This is a genomic window from Aeromonas popoffii (assembly GCF_037818705.1).
In the GTDB taxonomy this organism is placed as follows: Bacteria; Pseudomonadota; Gammaproteobacteria; order Enterobacterales; family Aeromonadaceae; genus Aeromonas; species Aeromonas popoffii.
Genome location: NZ_CP149129.1, coordinates 293,821 through 310,651, shown reverse-complemented (window position 1 = coordinate 310,651; position 16,831 = coordinate 293,821). Strand labels below are relative to the sequence as shown.

General features: G+C 57.3%; 12 protein-coding genes and 2 CRISPR repeat arrays. Of the genes, 11 read left to right on the top strand and 1 reads right to left on the bottom strand.

All coding sequences use genetic code 11. The features are described from left to right. Positions 1-144 precede the first annotated feature (144 nt). The 11 genes from WJM78_RS01495 (at position 145) to WJM78_RS01445 (ending at position 15,772) form a co-directional block, all read left to right on the top strand. Positions 145-1,089, top strand: a complete 945-nt coding sequence (locus WJM78_RS01495) for a WYL domain-containing protein (protein WP_339012932.1) — start codon at positions 145-147, stop codon at positions 1,087-1,089. 45 nt (positions 1,090-1,134) lie between these two features. Beyond that, on the top strand, positions 1,135-3,780 hold the full coding sequence (gene cas3 / locus WJM78_RS01490) for a CRISPR-associated helicase Cas3' (RefSeq protein ID WP_339012929.1): 2,646 nt from the start codon (positions 1,135-1,137) through the stop codon (positions 3,778-3,780). Between the two features lie 3 nt (positions 3,781-3,783). Continuing rightward, on the top strand, positions 3,784-5,268 hold the full coding sequence (gene casA / locus WJM78_RS01485) for a type I-E CRISPR-associated protein Cse1/CasA (protein ID WP_339012927.1): 1,485 nt from the start codon (positions 3,784-3,786) through the stop codon (positions 5,266-5,268). Then, positions 5,265-5,789 carry a type I-E CRISPR-associated protein Cse2/CasB gene (gene casB, locus WJM78_RS01480; protein ID WP_339012924.1) on the top strand — a complete coding sequence of 175 codons (525 nt, stop codon included), beginning with the start codon at positions 5,265-5,267 and terminating at the stop codon, positions 5,787-5,789. Before casA ends, casB begins: the two co-directional genes overlap by 4 nt. Continuing rightward, entirely contained in the window at positions 5,786-6,421 is a 636-nt protein-coding gene (gene cas6e, locus WJM78_RS01475) for a type I-E CRISPR-associated protein Cas6/Cse3/CasE (protein ID WP_339012921.1), read from the top strand. The genes casB and cas6e overlap by 4 nt, the downstream gene beginning before the upstream one ends. Positions 6,422-6,433: 12 nt before the next feature. Further along, complete coding sequence (gene cas7e, locus WJM78_RS01470; protein ID WP_339012918.1) at positions 6,434-7,477, top strand: type I-E CRISPR-associated protein Cas7/Cse4/CasC; 1,044 nt, start codon at positions 6,434-6,436, stop codon at positions 7,475-7,477. 3 nt (positions 7,478-7,480) lie between these two features. Further along, positions 7,481-8,194 carry a type I-E CRISPR-associated protein Cas5/CasD gene (gene cas5e / locus WJM78_RS01465; protein WP_339012915.1) on the top strand — a complete coding sequence of 238 codons (714 nt, stop codon included), beginning with the start codon at positions 7,481-7,483 and terminating at the stop codon, positions 8,192-8,194. Positions 8,195-8,197: 3 nt separating this feature from the next. Then, the gene (gene cas1e, locus WJM78_RS01460; protein ID WP_339012912.1) at positions 8,198-9,073 is read left to right on the top strand and encodes a type I-E CRISPR-associated endonuclease Cas1e; all 876 of its coding nucleotides are present in this window, start codon (positions 8,198-8,200) and stop codon (positions 9,071-9,073) included. 25 nt (positions 9,074-9,098) lie between these two features. Continuing rightward, entirely contained in the window at positions 9,099-9,338 is a 240-nt protein-coding gene (gene cas2e, locus WJM78_RS01455) for a type I-E CRISPR-associated endoribonuclease Cas2e (protein ID WP_339012909.1), read from the top strand. Between the two features lie 51 nt (positions 9,339-9,389). Further along, positions 9,390-12,895: a CRISPR direct-repeat array (repeat unit 28 nt; unit sequence GTCTTCCCCACGCCCGTGGGGGTGTTTC). Positions 12,896-12,966: 71 nt separating this feature from the next. Then, positions 12,967-13,604: direct repeats of the CRISPR family, unit length 28 nt; unit sequence GTCTTCCCCACGCCCGTGGGGGTGTTTC. 119 nt (positions 13,605-13,723) lie between these two features. Further along, positions 13,724-14,386: a 50S ribosome-binding protein YggL gene (locus tag WJM78_RS01450; RefSeq protein ID WP_339012907.1), complete on the top strand. Its 663-nt coding sequence runs from the start codon at positions 13,724-13,726 to the stop codon at positions 14,384-14,386. A gap of 318 nt (positions 14,387-14,704) precedes the next feature. Continuing rightward, on the top strand, positions 14,705-15,772 hold the full coding sequence (locus tag WJM78_RS01445; protein WP_275931075.1) for a glycosyltransferase family 9 protein: 1,068 nt from the start codon (positions 14,705-14,707) through the stop codon (positions 15,770-15,772). On the opposite strand, the gene WJM78_RS01440 is transcribed toward WJM78_RS01445, so the two are convergent. Further along, positions 15,708-16,820, bottom strand: a complete 1,113-nt coding sequence (locus tag WJM78_RS01440; protein WP_339012903.1) for a glycosyltransferase family 9 protein — start codon at positions 16,818-16,820, stop codon at positions 15,708-15,710. The two genes, WJM78_RS01445 and WJM78_RS01440, sit on opposite strands and share 65 nt — an antisense overlap. Positions 16,821-16,831 lie beyond the last annotated feature (11 nt).

Here is a 16,831-nt window from a genome sequence, read left to right as displayed (position 1 = left end):
TGATATTTCCGCATCTGGCGATGACATATGTGAGACTCGATAGAGTTTTATTTCCTCTGGAATGATAGCCTCGTCAATATTTATCAATCAGTTAACGACGAGATGGAACAACTTAATCGAGCCCTTGCCTTACACCAGTTACTATTGGAATTTCGTTACCCTGTTCCACGCTCCGTCATCCTTGAGCGGCTTGAGTGTTCAGCCAGCACCTTCAAACGGCTACTGGAATTGTTGCGAGACCGCTATCAGGCACCGATCATCTGGGATCCGATCGCCCGAGGTTATCGTTACGATACCGATGATGGCCGATTTACCTTGCCAGGTGTCTGGCTTACCGAATCAGAAGCCTTCGCCCTGTTGATGGCCAATCGCCTGCTACAAGATGTGCAGCCCGGCCTACACCAACAAGGGCTGGCCCAACTGCAGGACCGCATCGGTACATTACTTGGTCCCCAGTGGCAGAGTCAGGCAGACCGGCTGCGAGTTGAGAGCATAGGGCGCCAGTATGTAGCACCTGAACTATTCCTGCCGCTGGTGCAGGCCCTGTTTGCCAGGCGCCGAGTCCAATTCCACTATAGTGCCACCTCGCATCAGGCCGAAATCCGGCGCGTCTCTCCCCAGCGCCTGTGCTGGTATCGGGACAACTGGTACTTGCTCGCCTGGTGCCACGAACGAAAGGCACTCCGCATCTTCGCTTTGAGCCGCATTGCCGACCCCCTTGAACTTGATGAGGTCGCCTACGACAGCAAGACGCAGGAGTTGGACGCACTCTTCTCCAACGGCTATGGCATCTTCGCAGGCAATATCATGCAGCAAGCCGAGTTGCGCTTTGATCCAAGCGCGGCCCCCTGGGTCAGAGATGTGCAGTGGCATCGCGATCAAATCCAGACACTAGAGCAGAGCGGCCATATTCGCCTTAGCTTCCCCTATGCCGACCAACGCGAACTGGTGCGCGACCTGATGCGCTTTAACGGTGAGATCGAAGTACTGGCACCACCTGAACTACGTCAGCGCGTGATAGCCGCCATGGAGGCGGGGTTAAAAAAACATGGAGCAACCACATCAGTAGTCCAGCCGGTGAGCCAGTGAGAAGAAGATAATGGCCAACGTGATGAAACAAAGGGCGGCTGCAATATGATGAACCGAAGACGAAAAACGACGGACACTGAGTCAGAGATCGCTGCTGTCCCCTTTGAATTGTGCCCGGCCAAGACCTACCAAGATCGGCAAGGCGTACCCCAGTTTGGCCGGAGTGTGTTTAACCACTGCCAGATAGTGGGAGAAACTGCACGGGCTTTGCTGGACCGCATACCAGCGACGATTCGACAGGCCCTCTTTCCACATGGGAGCGCCCTACAGGCCGCCCTTCACGACATCGGTAAGATCAGCCCCGTATTTTTCCTCAAATTACAGTGTGCGGTGGAGGGGGAGCACTCCTCTTGGCTGCAACGAATGCCTCAATTCCGAGCAATACAGGAACGTGACTGGGGTGGCCATGCCGGTGTCAGTGAGCTGGCCCTCGCCGCAATCACAAACAACCCGTTTGTTCCTCGAGTCGCCGGGCAGCACCACGGTTTTAATCCGCCTGATGCGATGTTAAGCGCCAGTGCCGAGCAGCTTGGTGGGAAATCCTGGCAAGCAGAACGGTGCAGACTGGTGGGGGAGTTACAACGGGTTATGGGGGAAGAAATCCCCACTATCACGACGCCGGAACAAGCAAGACTATTGGCAGGGCTGACCACTGTGGCAGATTGGATTGGCTCTGGTCATCACTTTGAAGACCCAACAATCCCCTGGCAGCCAAGAATAGAACAAGCATTGGATGATGCTGGATTTGTCTTGCCTCAGGTGCGTAAAGGGCTGGCCTTTGGTGATATTTTCAGGGCTGAGGATGGGACACCTTATCAACCCAATGAACCTCAACAGCTTCTCCACCAGCATATCCAGGGAGTCGGTGTCTATGTGCTTGAGGCGCCAATGGGGCTCGGCAAGACCGAGGCCGCGCTCCATGCAGCCTACAAAATGTTGGAAGAAGGCAAGGCCACGGGCATCTATTTTGCTCTACCCACTCAACTTACATCCAACAAGCTGTTAGACCGCTTCAATGACTACCTCAAGCAGATCCTGACCGAAGAGAGTCCGCACCGTCACTCCCTGCTACTTCATGGCAGTGCCTGGTTGGTCAATCAGGCGTTGGGAGAAGAGGGCAAACCCGGCCGCAGCTGGTTTGACAGTGCGAAGCGTGGTTTGCTGGCACCGTTTGCCGTAGGCACCCTCGATCAGGCATTGATGGCCGCCATGAACGTCAAGCACGGTTTTGTCAGGGCCTTTGGCCTGGCGGGCAAGGTGGTGATCCTCGATGAGGTGCACAGTTATGACGCCTACACTGGCGTGATCCTCGACGAGCTGATCCAACTACTTCGAACCCTGCACTGCACCGTAATTATTCTCAGCGCCACGCTGAGTCAGGCTCGCCGCAGTGAGTTGCTCGGGCAGCCGACACAGCAAGATTCCTACCCTCTTATATCCGTATCAACGGGTATCACGCCATCACTGCTGCAAGAGCTGTCGGTGACACCAGAAGAATCCCGCTCAGTTCATCTGCAATGCAAACCCATGGCGGACCAGACCGTGTTAGAGGAAGCGCTCACGCGAGCGGCCCAGGGCCAGCAGGTACTTTGGATTGAAAATACGGTGGCCGAGGCACAGGAACGTTATCTCGATCTGGCTGCCAGAGCACAGGAAGTGGGGGTGGCCTGCGGTCTACTGCACTCTCGCTTTACCGCACGGCATCGGCAAAACAATGAGGCACATTGGGTTAGCTGCTATGGCAAAGCGGGCAGATCAGCCCGCGGGAAGCAAGGCCGCATCCTGATCGGCACTCAGGTACTGGAGCAATCTCTTGATATCGACGCCGACTTCCTGGTCAGCCGCATGGCGCCCACCGATATGTTGTTTCAGCGTCTTGGTCGTCTCTGGCGTCATGAACATACCCCGAGGCCCACCGAGGCCCGCAGAGAGGCCTGGCTCCTTGCCCCAGGCCTCGATACAGCGTACCAAGATCCCTATCAGGCCTTTGGTGCAACAGCACACGTTTATTCACCTTATTTGCTCTGCCGTTCTTTGGAGGTTTGGCTTGTCCAGGTAAAGGAGGGGACAGTCTCCTTACCCGACCATATCCGCACACTGGTGGAATTCACCTATCAGGATCGCAGCGAAGATGAAGTGATGGCTCGCTGGAAACGAGAGCTCTTTGACGGCACTCGCCTGCGTAAAGGGGTCAACAGTCTTCGGCAACTGGCACGACTTACGCTCTCCAAAGGGGGCAAGACCCTGCCCGAGGCCAAAGCGCAAACCCGCTACAACGAACAGGAGAGCGGTGACTTGCTGCTCCTGTCTGAACTGTCTCTGGACAACCACTACCAGGCCACGCTCCTGACTTTTCTCGACGGTGAGCAGGTTGTTATTCCATGGCATGCACATCGCCTTACCCCAGCAGAGTGGCGAGGCCGCGCGGCACAGGTGACCCAGCATCTGGTCAGCTGCCGTTTAAGCCAACTGCCTCGGCCACCAGCACGGCTCTGGTGTCAAAAAGCAGGCCTGGGCAATGTGTTGTATCTAGGCCATCCAGAGCAGGATGACGCCGCTATTTCTATTGCCTTGGTCGCTACAGATCATCAATTGCATGCCGTCGATGGTTGCTCACTCCCCTTAAGCGATCGCCTCTCTTATCGCTATCGGGATGACATCGGTCTCACCATTACCAAATACAAGGAGTAAGCCTTGGAACATCGCTTCAATCTGATCGACGAACCCTGGATCCCGGTCGCCGACAAGGGACGGGTCGGGCTCAAGGATATCTTCACCCACCCCGAATACCGGACCCTGGGTGGTAATCCGGTGCAAAAGGCCGCCATTCTGAAGCTGCTGCAAGCTATCACCCAAGCCGCTGCCACCCCACAAGATATGGAGGCGTGGCAACAACTAGGTTGGCAAGGAATGGCAGACAGAGCCTGCAGCTATCTGGCCCAGTGGCACGATCGCTTCTATCTCTACGGCCCGGAACCCTTTCTTCAAATGCCTGCCATTGCCAAAGCAGCTATCAAGAGTTTCGGCACCGTGCTGCCCGATGTAGCGACCGGCAATACCACTGTGTTGACCCAAACCCAAGCAGAGCAGCCGCTCGATGATGGCGAGCGGGCACTGCTCTTGCTCACTCAGATGGGCTTTGCGCTGGGGGGAAAAAAGACCGACAACAGTGTAGTGCTGACACAGGGTTATACCGGCAAGAGCAATGACAAAGGCAAACCATCAACGGGCAAGCCCGGTCCCTCTGTTGCACATATGGGCTTACTGCATAACTACTGTCTGGGCACATCATTGCTAGAGAGCATCTGGCTCAACCTCTTTACCGAGACTGAAATTGCCGATCTCACAGTTTATCCATTTGGCTTGGGGACACCTCCTTGGGAGCAGATGCCAGAGGGGGAAGACTGCCACATTGCCAACCAGCTTAAGGGCTCTCTGATGGGGCGGTTGGTTCCCCTCTGTCGCTTCTGTTTATTGGCCGATGAGGGACTGCATTACTCCGAAGGTATTGCACATGGCAACTACAAAGAGGGCGTTTTCGACCCTTCAGTAGCCGTCGATATCAGCGGCAAGGAACCCAAGGCGCGCTGGGCCGACCCCGAGCGCCGCCCATGGCGCGAATTGACCAGCTTGCTCGGTTTTATCGGGCAAGGGGGAAGATCGCTTGATTGTTACCAGCTGAAACTGGCACTGCTCAAAGCCAAAAAGCAGGAAGCACCCTTTGCTATATGGTCTGGGGGATTAAGGGTCAGCAGCAATGCAGGTGAACAGTATGCCTCTGGTTCAGACGACATGGTCGAGTCTCTCTGCTGGCTCTCTCCCAGTCACCTTAACGAGCTCTGGTTTAACCATTTTCAAACCGAGATTGGCCAGTTAGATGGGTTGGCCAAGACCCTTTACGGCTGCGTGATGGGCTACTACAAGACGCAGCTGATGGATGGTACATCATATGCCAAACAGGCGAGCAACCTCTTCTGGCAACTCTGCGAGCGCCAGAGCCAGGCCCTGATCGATGGCTGTGATGAGGTCACAGCTCGCCAACAACTGCACCGTCAATTTGCCCGCTACACCACCCAGGTATTTGACCAGGTCTGCCCCCATCAAACGGCTCGGCAGATGGATGCCTGGGCCAAAGCCAAGCCAAACCTCTCCGCCTATTTGCAACAGGAGCAACCATGAGTACGCAACCGCAAGCGTCACAGAGTCGCGAGGTGGATTTTGTCGCATACCTCTGTCAGCGCTGCCAAAAAGACAAGGGATTTGCCGCCCGACTGCGCCGTGCCGATAACCCCGCCACCGAGTATCAAAGTTGGGACACCCTGGCCGCCTTCGGGATCAATCTGGAGTGGGCTGAAGAACGCCAGCCATTTGCTCTGATTGCCGCAGCCGTGGCACGCAGTGATCAGGCACGCAATGGTGCCTTGCCACTGGGGCAGGCGATAGCCCTCGCTTTTAGCGAGGGGCGCGAGAGCGATCAAGCCAAAGCCAGGCTGCGCCGCCTGCTTGCCTGTGACGATACCGAAGAGGTATGCCGCATTTTGCGTCCGTTGTTAACGTTAATCCGTAGTCGGGTCAATCAACCCCTCGATTACGCGGCACTGCTGGTGGACTTACGCTGGTTTCATCGCAGTGCAGATCGCGCCAAAGCACGCTGGGCCCAACAATTCTACGGCAGGCAGGAAAAGGAGATGACAGCATGACCCTCTATGCCAGTGTGTTACGCCTAGATCGGGCAGCAGTGAAAGAGCTGCGAGTGACCGACCTCTACTCACTGCACCGGGTGGTTTACGGACTGTTTGAGGACGTTCGTTCAGAGGCGCAAAAGCAGGCCAGCGTACCAAGCGGAATTCAATGGGTCGATAAAGGGGGTGATCACCTTTGTCGCCAGATCTTGCTTCTCTCGGACCGTCTTCCTCAAACCAGTGAGTATGGTGAGGTTGAATCACGCCCTCTGCCTGATGATTTTCTATCGCACCGCCACTACCGCTTTACCGTCACAATCTCTCCGACCAGACGGGATAACCAGAGCCGTCAACTCAAGCCAGTGAAAGGACGCGAGGCCATTGCCGACTGGTTTATAGAGCGCGCAGCTACAAACTGGGGCTTTTGCATAGACCCTGTACGTCTTCAGGTCGATGACGTGAGAGTGGCCCAATTCAAGGGCAAAGCTGAGCGAGCCATCACGCTGCAGCAGGCAACCCTGAGCGGCTATATCACCGTGACCGATCCCGAACATTTCGCCCTGAGCGTGGCCAGCGGGCTGGGCCGTGGCCGCGCCTTTGGCTGTGGCCTCCTGCAAGTCGTTCCCCTTATCGAACAACCCCTTTTCTGACAAGGAATCATCATGAATAACGCGCTGAAAAATACCCGTATCGAGTTTCACATCCTCCAGTCTTTTCCCGTTACGTGTCTGAACCGGGATGATGTAGGAGCCCCCAAAACGGCCGTCGTAGGTGGCGTAACCCGCGCCAGAGTCAGCTCCCAATGCTGGAAGCGTCAGGTGCGTTTGGCCCTGCAAGAGTTTGGCGTCAAGCTGGGTATTCGTACCAAAAAGGTCGCCGAACTTGTCACCGAGCATTGCATCAAACTGGGTGCAGCACAGGAACCTGCCCAGTCGTGTGCAAGTAAGATAGCCGAGCTGCTGGCCGACGATACTTTGCTGTTTATCAGCGACAGTGAGGCCGAAGCCTTTGCTGGCTATGCCAAAGAGCAGGAGTTCGATGCAAGCAAGATCAAAGATAAAGAGCTGGCAAAGCTTGCTAAAAAAAGCCTCAACCCAGCCCTGGATGCGCTCGATATCGCTCTCTTCGGTCGCATGGTCGCCAAGGCAGCAGACATGAATGTCGAAGCTGCCGCCTCTTTCAGTCATGCCATCTCGACCCACAAGGTGGCCAATGAGGTGGAGTTCTTCACAGCGCTCGATGATCGACAAGAAGAGCCCGGTTCGGCCCACATGGGAAGCCTGGAGTTTAACTCCGCCACCTACTACCGCTATATCAGCCTGGATCTGGGCCAGCTCGCCGACACCATGGATGGGGATGAACTCAATAAAGAACAGTTGAAACAGGCCATCGCCGCCTTTACCAAGGCGCTGTTTGTCGCGGTTCCCGCAGCTCGTCAGACTACCCAATCCGGCGCCAGTCCGTGGGAGTTTGCCAAAGTGCTGGTTCGTAAGGGGCAGCGCTTGCAAGTGCCATTTGATGCACCGGTAAAAGCCGCTGGCCATGGCTTTTTAGTCCCTAGCGTTGAAGCACTCAAAGGCTATCTCTGCAAGAAAGAGGCGCTCACCGGCAGCCTGTTTGGCAAGCTGGGAGATTACGAGTGGGGCGAGGACGAGACATTCAGTTTGGATCACCTGATCGCTAAGCTGCAAAACCATGTGGAGTAAGTCATGAGTCAACCCTACCTGTTGCTATGGCTGGAAGGGCCGCTACAAAGCTGGGGCCACGACTCCCGCTTTGGACGGCGTGATACCCTGCACTTCCCGACCAAGTCCGGGGTACTCGGGATGGTCTGCGCTGCCCTGGGGGCTGGGGGCCCCCAGACATCCCTGCTAGCCCGATTTGCCGATCTCGATATGCAGGTCCACAGCTTTGCCCGTCGTCACAAGAACGGGGAGCCAGCTCCCCGCGAGCCTTTGTTGCGCGATTTTCATATGGTGGGCAGTGGTTACGATGACAAGGACCCCTGGCAGAGTCTGCTGATCCCAAAAACCAGTGAAGGAAAGAAACCAAACGGAGCGGGCACAAAGATGACCTACCGCTACTACCTGCAAGATCAGGCGTTTGCCGTACTGCTCCAGGTCCCCGCTGACTTGCTAACCGAGGTCGCCCAGGCGCTGCAAAACCCGGTCTGGGATCTCTCCCTTGGCAGAAAAACCTGCGTGCCCACCGAGTTCATCTTTCAGGGACAGTTTGCCAACCGGGATGACGCACTGGCTGCGGCCCTCAATCTGGCCGAGCAGAAGCAACGAACCCGGGACTTTATGGTGATCCAGGGAGCCACTGAAGGGGGGGAGCTGCTGACATTAAACGATGTTCCGCTGCAATTTGGTCAGCATAAGCGTTATCGGGATCGGCAGGTGACGCTGATAAACGAGGGCTAAAACATGGGTGGTGGTCAGCGTCTATTCGTCAAGATCACGCGGGAGTCCCTGCCTCAGGTCAAGGATAAATATCCCTTTATCTACCTAGAGCGGGGGCGCCTCGAGATTGACGACAGCAGTCTAAAGTGGCTCGATGCCGAAGGCCAGGTCGTACGTCTGCCGGTAGCGACTCTCAATGCCATCTTGCTAGGCCCTGGCACCAGCCTGACTCACGAGGCAGTCAAGACTGCCGCTGCAGCCAACTGTGCTATCTGCTGGGTGGGGGAAGATAGTCTGCTTTTCTACGCGGCCGGTTTTTTACCGACCGCCAATACCCGTAACCTCAATCACCAAATGCGGCTGGCCTGCAATAAAAAGTCATCGCTTGAGGTAGCCCGTCGCCTGTTCGCCTATCGCTTTCCCGATGCAGATCTGGCAGGCAGGAGCCTCAAAGAAATGATGGGCATGGAAGGGAGCAGAGTACGAGCCCTCTATCAGCAAAAGGCGCAGCAATATCGGGTCGGTTGGAAGGGGCGTAAATTCACTCCAGGTAAAATGGACCTGAGTGATACGACCAACCGAGTGCTGACCTCTGCCAATGCCGCTCTCTACGGCATTCTCTGTTCGGCACTCCATGCCATGGGCTACTCCCCCCATATGGGATTTATCCACTCGGGCAGCCCGCTGCCCTTTGTCTACGATCTGGCCGATCTCTACAAAGAGAGCCTCTGCATCGATCTTGCTTTTTCACTAACGCGTGAGATGGCCGGTCGCTACGAGAAAGCGCTGGTCTCATCCCGCTTTCGGGAACGGGTGATAGAACAGGATTTGCTCGCACGTTTGGCACTGGATATTCCACAGTTATTGGGAGGGGATTGTGCTGATAGTGCTGGCGAATGATTTGCCCCCTGCCGTACGAGGACGAATGAAGCTTTGGTTTATCGAGCCGCGACCCAATCTCTTTGTCTCTGGCATTAAGGACTCAGTGGCTGACTCCGTTATCGAATACCTTTACCAGCACTGCTCACCCGCAGCAGGAGTGGTGATATTCAAGAGCATCACCAAAACGCCTGGTTATCAGATCCGCACCATAGGGTCACCGACCAAGACTCTCTGTGAGATAAGCGGCCTGCAGCTGGTGGTAGAAAAACTACTCAACCAGTAAGCCAACCACAATCTGTAGCTGGCTTGGCAAGATCTTTAACAATATATTGGTGTCTTCCCCACGCCCGTGGGGGTGTTTCCATGGCACTGCAACCCTATAAGGGCGCGAATACGTCTTCCCCACGCCCGTGGGGGTGTTTCTCAAGTCCTGCATCTGGTAGCCGACTTGCTGGGGTCTTCCCCACGCCCGTGGGGGTGTTTCCGAGGTACGCTATGTGCTCGTTGCCTGAATTGTGTCTTCCCCACGCCCGTGGGGGTGTTTCCGCGCTGATAGCCGAGCAAGCCGAAGCCGCTGAGTCTTCCCCACGCCCGTGGGGGTGTTTCCACCACAGATGGCCGTGGGGATGAGGTGGCCACGTCTTCCCCACGCCCGTGGGGGTGTTTCCGTGAAGCCGCCGAGCGAGGTACTGATCTGATCGTCTTCCCCACGCCCGTGGGGGTGTTTCCTTATAAGGTGGTATTCCTGAAGGGCTGGTATTGTCTTCCCCACGCCCGTGGGGGTGTTTCCGACATCGCGCCTTGCGGGCCCGCCAGCACGGAGTCTTCCCCACGCCCGTGGGGGTGTTTCTGGATGGAAGCCCCGCCATGGGGCTCCTTTTGTGTCTTCCCCACGCCCGTGGGGGTGTTTCTTGGTACTGTCCAGTCCTTCAGATTCCGCAAGGGTCTTCCCCACGCCCGTGGGGGTGTTTCCATGAGTGCAGGTATGAGCATGGATGATGCGGTGTCTTCCCCACGCCCGTGGGGGTGTTTCTGGAAGTATCACAAACTTCGTTCAAAAGGTTGAGTCTTCCCCACGCCCGTGGGGGTGTTTCCTTATGAGGCTGAGCCACCGCATAAAGCTGGCAGTCTTCCCCACGCCCGTGGGGGTGTTTCCAAGTGGACGACTGCCAGCTCCACCTTCTTCAAGTCTTCCCCACGCCCGTGGGGGTGTTTCTAACGGCGTGGATGCTACCGTTTCTGATGCCTAGTCTTCCCCACGCCCGTGGGGGTGTTTCCGACCCTGACAACCGCAACCTGGACAAGTACCAGTCTTCCCCACGCCCGTGGGGGTGTTTCCTCGTTAGTATCTGCGTCCTTACTATCGTCGATGTCTTCCCCACGCCCGTGGGGGTGTTTCCTATGGGGTGTCCGTGTTTGAGGATTACCTGCTGTCTTCCCCACGCCCGTGGGGGTGTTTCTCCCTGCTCGATCGCTGGCTGCTCGGCAGCTGCCGTCTTCCCCACGCCCGTGGGGGTGTTTCCGGCGGCGGTAACGGTAAGCAGCGCCAGCGGATGTCTTCCCCACGCCCGTGGGGGTGTTTCCATGACCATTCAAGCCATTTATTTAACTATCGGGTCTTCCCCACGCCCGTGGGGGTGTTTCCGAGCGCGACCAGCACCTCCTGACCGAGCGGGCGTCTTCCCCACGCCCGTGGGGGTGTTTCCCGGTGAGCTCGTGCTGGGCCCCGGCAGTGCCGGTCTTCCCCACGCCCGTGGGGGTGTTTCTCAGCGCCAGCTTGGGCTGTTTGACTGATGTCGGTCTTCCCCACGCCCGTGGGGGTGTTTCTCTATGGCACTGCTCAACATCTCGCTGTTGAAAGTCTTCCCCACGCCCGTGGGGGTGTTTCCCTCTGGGTTTGTTGTTGCTTGCCAAGGGGCAAGTCTTCCCCACGCCCGTGGGGGTGTTTCCATCATCAACTGGCGCACGGAGCGAGTCGGGTCGTCTTCCCCACGCCCGTGGGGGTGTTTCCGAGGTGGACGGGGCTGAGTTGCGCGCGGCTAAGTCTTCCCCACGCCCGTGGGGGTGTTTCTCGGTCAGACGCACAGTGGGCGGGCGCATGGTCGTCTTCCCCACGCCCGTGGGGGTGTTTCCACCTGGGCGGCCAGCTCTCGACTGTAACTCTGGTCTTCCCCACGCCCGTGGGGGTGTTTCTCGGTCAGACGCACAGTGGGCGGGCGCATGGTCGTCTTCCCCACGCCCGTGGGGGTGTTTCCACCTGGGCGGCCAGCTCTCGACTGTAACTCTGGTCTTCCCCACGCCCGTGGGGGTGTTTCCAGACCGTATGCTCAGTGCCCTGCTACACTAGCGTCTTCCCCACGCCCGTGGGGGTTTTTCCGCCATGGGGCAGGAATACACCTCGCGCGCCAAGTCTTCCCCACGCCCGTGGGGGTGTTTCCATGTTGCAGCCATGAATGCGTTGCCGTTGTTCGTCTTCCCCACGCCCGTGGGGGTGTTTCCGACTTCCCGATGTTGGACTCGCCGACCAGCTCGTCTTCCCCACGCCCGTGGGGGTGTTTCTTCGTCCCAGTCGTAACCGCGTGCCATGCCAGCGTCTTCCCCACGCCCGTGGGGGTGTTTCTTCTTTGTGCTGGAACTTTCTTACTCATGGGTGGTCTTCCCCACGCCCGTGGGGGTGTTTCCCCAAAGCCATATGATAAGCCGCGCCTTCTCTCGTCTTCCCCACGCCCGTGGGGGTGTTTCTGATAGTGTCCAGCTTGCGGCCAGTCTGCTGGAGTCTTCCCCACACCCGTGGGGGTGTTTCCGATCGCACTTGGGTTCGCTGGCCCAAGCAGGAGTCTTCCCCACGCCCGTGGGGGTGTTTCCACCCTTACTGGACTTATCCCGTCCCTGTATAAGTCTTCCCCACGCCCGTGGGGGTGTTTCCGGTACCAGCCCTGACACATCCAGTTCCTTGGCGTCTTCCCCACGCCCATGGGGGTGTTTCCCATGAGCTGGCGCAGCAGCTGCTCGACACAGCGTCTTCCCCACGCCCGTGGGGGTGTTTCCACCGGGGCCAGCGACGTGATCATCCCAGTGTGGTCTTCCCCACGCCCGTGGGGGTGTTTCTTGCGCTGGTCATGTGAACTTGACCATTACGCAGTCTTCCCCACGCCCGTGGGGGTGTTTCTCCAACGTCCCGCCCTACCGTTGGTGATCTCCTGTCTTCCCCACGCCCGTGGGGGTGTTTCCACCAGCGGCTTGAAGCTCGGCAAGCGTGGTATGTCTTCCCCACGCCCGTGGGGGTGTTTCCTGAAACGTCTGCGCCTGAGTGCGACTGATGCTGTCTTCCCCACGCCCGTGGGGGTGTTTCCTGACCGAGGCGATACGCCCGGCCTTCTGTTAAGTCTTCCCCACGCCCGTGGGGGTGTTTCCGGGTCAGGCCGCCCGGGCTTGTAGTCCTCCCAGTCTTCCCCACGCCCGTGGGGGTGTTTCTACTCTGCGGATAAGATTCCGCCAGCTGAGGGGGTCTTCCCCACGCCCGTGGGGGTGTTTCCATGCCTCTTTTTGCTGCTGTATGTGCGGCTATGTCTTCCCCACGCCAGTGGGGGTGTTTCCATGTCGATAATGGGCCCTGCAAAAGATGGGAAGTCTTCCCCACGCCCGTGGGAGTGTTTCCTATCGCAAAGCCGTTGGCGGTCTGACTGAGGCGTCTTCCCCACGCCCGTGGGGGTGTTTCTGCGGCGGCTGCGCAGTAGGGAACGGCCGGCGCGTCTTCCCCACGCCCGTGGGGGTGTTTCTAGCAGATCCCGTACTTGTTCAGGCGGTTGCCGGTCTTCCCCACGCCCGTGGGGGTGTTTCCGATGCTGGCCGCATGCTGTCTGGGATTTGGAGGTCTTCCCCAAAGGGAGCCAGCAGACAGCGCGTCAGCAGGTCTTCCCCACGCCAGTGGGGGTGTTTCCTATATGGGCCGGTTCGAAGGCTTGGTGATCTTGTCTTCCCCACGCCCGTGGGGGTGTTTCTATCGGCAGCCACCAGGGCAGCGCCGGCCGTGAGTCTTCCCCACGCCCGTGGGGGTGTTTCCCTCTTACTGGCTGAACCAGCAGAGCAAGCAGCGTCTTCCCCACGCCCATGGGGGTGTTTCCACTTCATTCCTGTCAAAAATGCTGACCATCTTGTCTTCCCCACGCCCGTGGGGGTGTTTCTGAGCGAGGCCGCCAGTGCCGCCGCCTGACGGTGTCTTCCCCACGCCCGTGGGGGTGTTTCCAAGTCATACCTGTTCGGTGTGGCTGGCCTGCAGTCTTCCCCACGCCCGTGGGGGTGTTTCCGGGTCTTTCCGCCATCATGGCGCCAAAGCGATGTCTTCCCACGCCCGTGGGGGTGTTTCTGAAAACGTGTACGATAGCGACCCGATTCCGTAGTCTTCCCCACGCCCGTGGGGGTGTTTCTCACCAGCTATTCACTGCCGAGCAGATCCGCCAGTCTTCCCCACGCCCGTGGGGGTGTTTCTATGCGTGATGTGGTGACATCACGGCGATCTCTGTCTTCCCCACGCCCGTGGGAGTGTTACTACGCTACGGCTAAATTCGGAGCAGTAGCATATCTGCAGTAGCGGTAGAGTGGGCTTAGCTAACTACGCAGAAAATCTATTTTCCGACTTCAATCGACAACAATAGGGATTTAAATAAGATGGTGGTTCACCCCGCTGATGTACATAAAAAACGCTCGCGCCGCCTACGCAAAAAACTGCATGTTGGCGAGTTTCAGGTGTTTGGCTTTGCTATTACCTTCACCATCAACAGGCAGCTGAAAAATTTTGACGATGCCCTGGATGGCTGGATAGATTACGTTGAATCACAAAGCTGGTGCTTTGGCGGCGGTGGTTCTGTATTGGACAATGAGATAGAAGGCTATCTCTGCCGATATGATCGTGGCTCGCTGACCGAATCAGACCGGGCTCTGGCCGCCTACTGGTTTGCAGAACAATCCTGGGTCACTGCGCACTGCCTCGCCCCGCTGAGCGATGTCTGGTATGGCGCTTGGGAAGATAACTCCATAGCCGATCCATCGGCTGGCCAAGAGGCCATTCATCAGAGAAAAACAATTGCTACAAATAAAACCGAGGTCTACTTTCCCCACGAGGTGGTAGGACTGCAAATCGAGCAAGGTTTTTCACTACTGGCAGCCTGGCGCTGTTACCGTGGTCTGAGTCAGGTAGAGTTGGCTGGCAAGTTGGGAGTTTCATTGACTGAACTGGTGGCAATAGAACAACCAGACCATAGATTCACCCCCCAGCAGGTCACTCAGCTGGTTAGCGTCCTCAACATTCAGGTCGAACATCTGCTCGGCTAGGTGAAAAATGCTCAGCCCCAATCATGCTCGAATTAAAGGTATCAAAATTGGTATCATGGGCACATAAACCACAATTCGGCACGCATACAATTAATTGATTTTAAAAGAAAAATTAATTTTTAACTACATTCAAATTCAGAACATAGAGTAATGGATGCAAGAAGCCCGTCAACGACGGGCTTCTACTCCATGCCTGCACCACACCGCTATTGGCTTGAGCCAGATCGGATTTTCATTCCTGTCCGACAGCATCTGACTCGCTTGTGCGGTATGCTGTCACGCTGATGCCCAACAACGACCTCTATTGAGGCCCGCCTTATGAAATACCTTGTAGTACAAACCAAACAGATAGGGGATGTGCTGATCTCCACCGCGCTGTGCAACAACCTCAAGCAGAACGATCCAAGCGGGGAAGTTCACTATCTGGTCATGGATTATTGCGCGGGTATGGCGCAGGGCAATCCCAATATTGATCGACTCCTCATCATAGAGAAAGCCAGGCGCAACGACTGGCGCTACATGAAAGACCTGCTGCTGGATATCCGCCGCGAACACTATGACGTGGTGGTCAACAGCCAGGGCCAGATGATAGGCCTGCTGACCTGCCTCTTCTCCGGCGCCAGGTTGCGGATAGGATTTGACTCCTTCCCCTGGCGGCTCGGCCACAACCGCATTGTACGCTTTCGCAAAGACACCGAATTCCAGGGTAACAGTACCCTGATCGACGACCGCTTCTCGCTGCTCAAGCCCCTCAACCTGGCCAAAGAAGATCGTAATTACCATCTCTGGCTGAGCGAGGAGGAGAAACAGCAGGGACGTGAAACCTTGCAGGCGGCCGGCATCGATCTCGCTCGGCCCTTGATCGCCATGGGGGTCAACTCGCTGGGGCACTACAAACGTTGGCCTATCGACTGCTTCGCCCAGGTTGCCCAGTGGCTCATCGAGCAGCACAACGCCCAGATCCTGATCTACTGCGGGCCAGGGGAAGAGGAGTACAACCGCGGTCTCAAGCCGCTGCTGCCCACCGCCTTGCAGGGCAGCGTGTTTGATCAGATCAAGACCCGCTCGGTGCGGGAGCTGGTGGGACTGTTCGCCCATTGCCAGCTGTTTGTCGGCAACGATACCGGCCCCCGCCACATGGCCCAGGCCATCGACCTGCCCCTGCTGACCATAGTGGCCCCCGGCGGCGACAAGATCATTGCCAATCCGGTCAACCACCCCCGTTATCAAGCCATCGATATCTTCGATGCCAAGGGGCCGGCCTTCCAGCTGCCGCAAAATGCGGAGAAAGACTTCATCGACGACACCCTGTTGCGCGCCATCACACCCGAACTGGTGATTGCCCGACTGACAGCGCTGCCTGATTGGCAAGCAACCACTGCCTGAATAGCCGGTCGAACTCGGTCAGGTTGAGAGAGTTGATGTCCTGTTCACGGAGATTCTCCGAGAACAGGACGGTCGCCAGTGGGGAATTGGGATGCCACTCCATGAAATTCTCGTTGCCGCCCCCTATATCCGGGTTGTAGAGACCCAGAATGGGTTGCTCCAACCCGGCCGCGATATGTATGGTCGCCGTATCCACCGAGATGAGACCCTGACTCTGGCGCAACTGGGCGAAAAGGCCCGCCAGCGAGGGCGCATCGGGTGACAATACCATCCGCTCGGGTCGGGAGAGCCCGGCCCGGATCCCCGCTACTTCAGCCTCCATGCCTGGTGGATAAAGCAGGCAGATAGCAAATGGGCAAGCGTCCAACATCCTCTCCAACATCTGCCGGATCAGCTCGGGCTTCAGACGGCGAGAGCTGCCGCTGCCATAAGGGTTGAAGCAGAGCACGACATCATCGGGCCACCAGCCCGCAACGGATGCCTCCTGGCCCGGAGCCGGGATGATGTAGCGCTGATCCGGGTCTGCCACCCCAAGTCGATTCAACAGCAGGGCAAACTTGTCGGAGAAGTGCATGCCGCTGGACGCGGCTCCCAGCTTGAGATTGATGGCCTGCAGGGCATCATCCATACCAGCGACCCAGTCTGCCCTGACCTGGCTGATGAAAAAGATATCCTTCATCTTCAACATCTTGCCAAAGTGAACCAGGCAACCGACCTCCCCCAGTGACTGTGCCAGCCGCCTGAGTTGACAATAACCGGGGCGCTTGGGCACCTCGATGACCCTATCCATGCCGAAATGATCGCGAAACAGGGGAGCCATGGCTGCCGTTGTCACGATCCATACCTCACGTGCCGGGTTGACTCGCTTTAGCTCACGGGCCACCCAGGACGAGACGATCGCATCGCCCAGTTTGGCATCCCAGCGCAGCAGAACGACTTTTCCCTCGCTATCCCTGGTGGGTTCAGGCCGTTTTCGATCAAACAGAAACCGTCCCACCTTGCGGCGAAGAATGTCACGCTTGAGTTGCAGGTCGTTGATTAATAACATGAATCTACCAG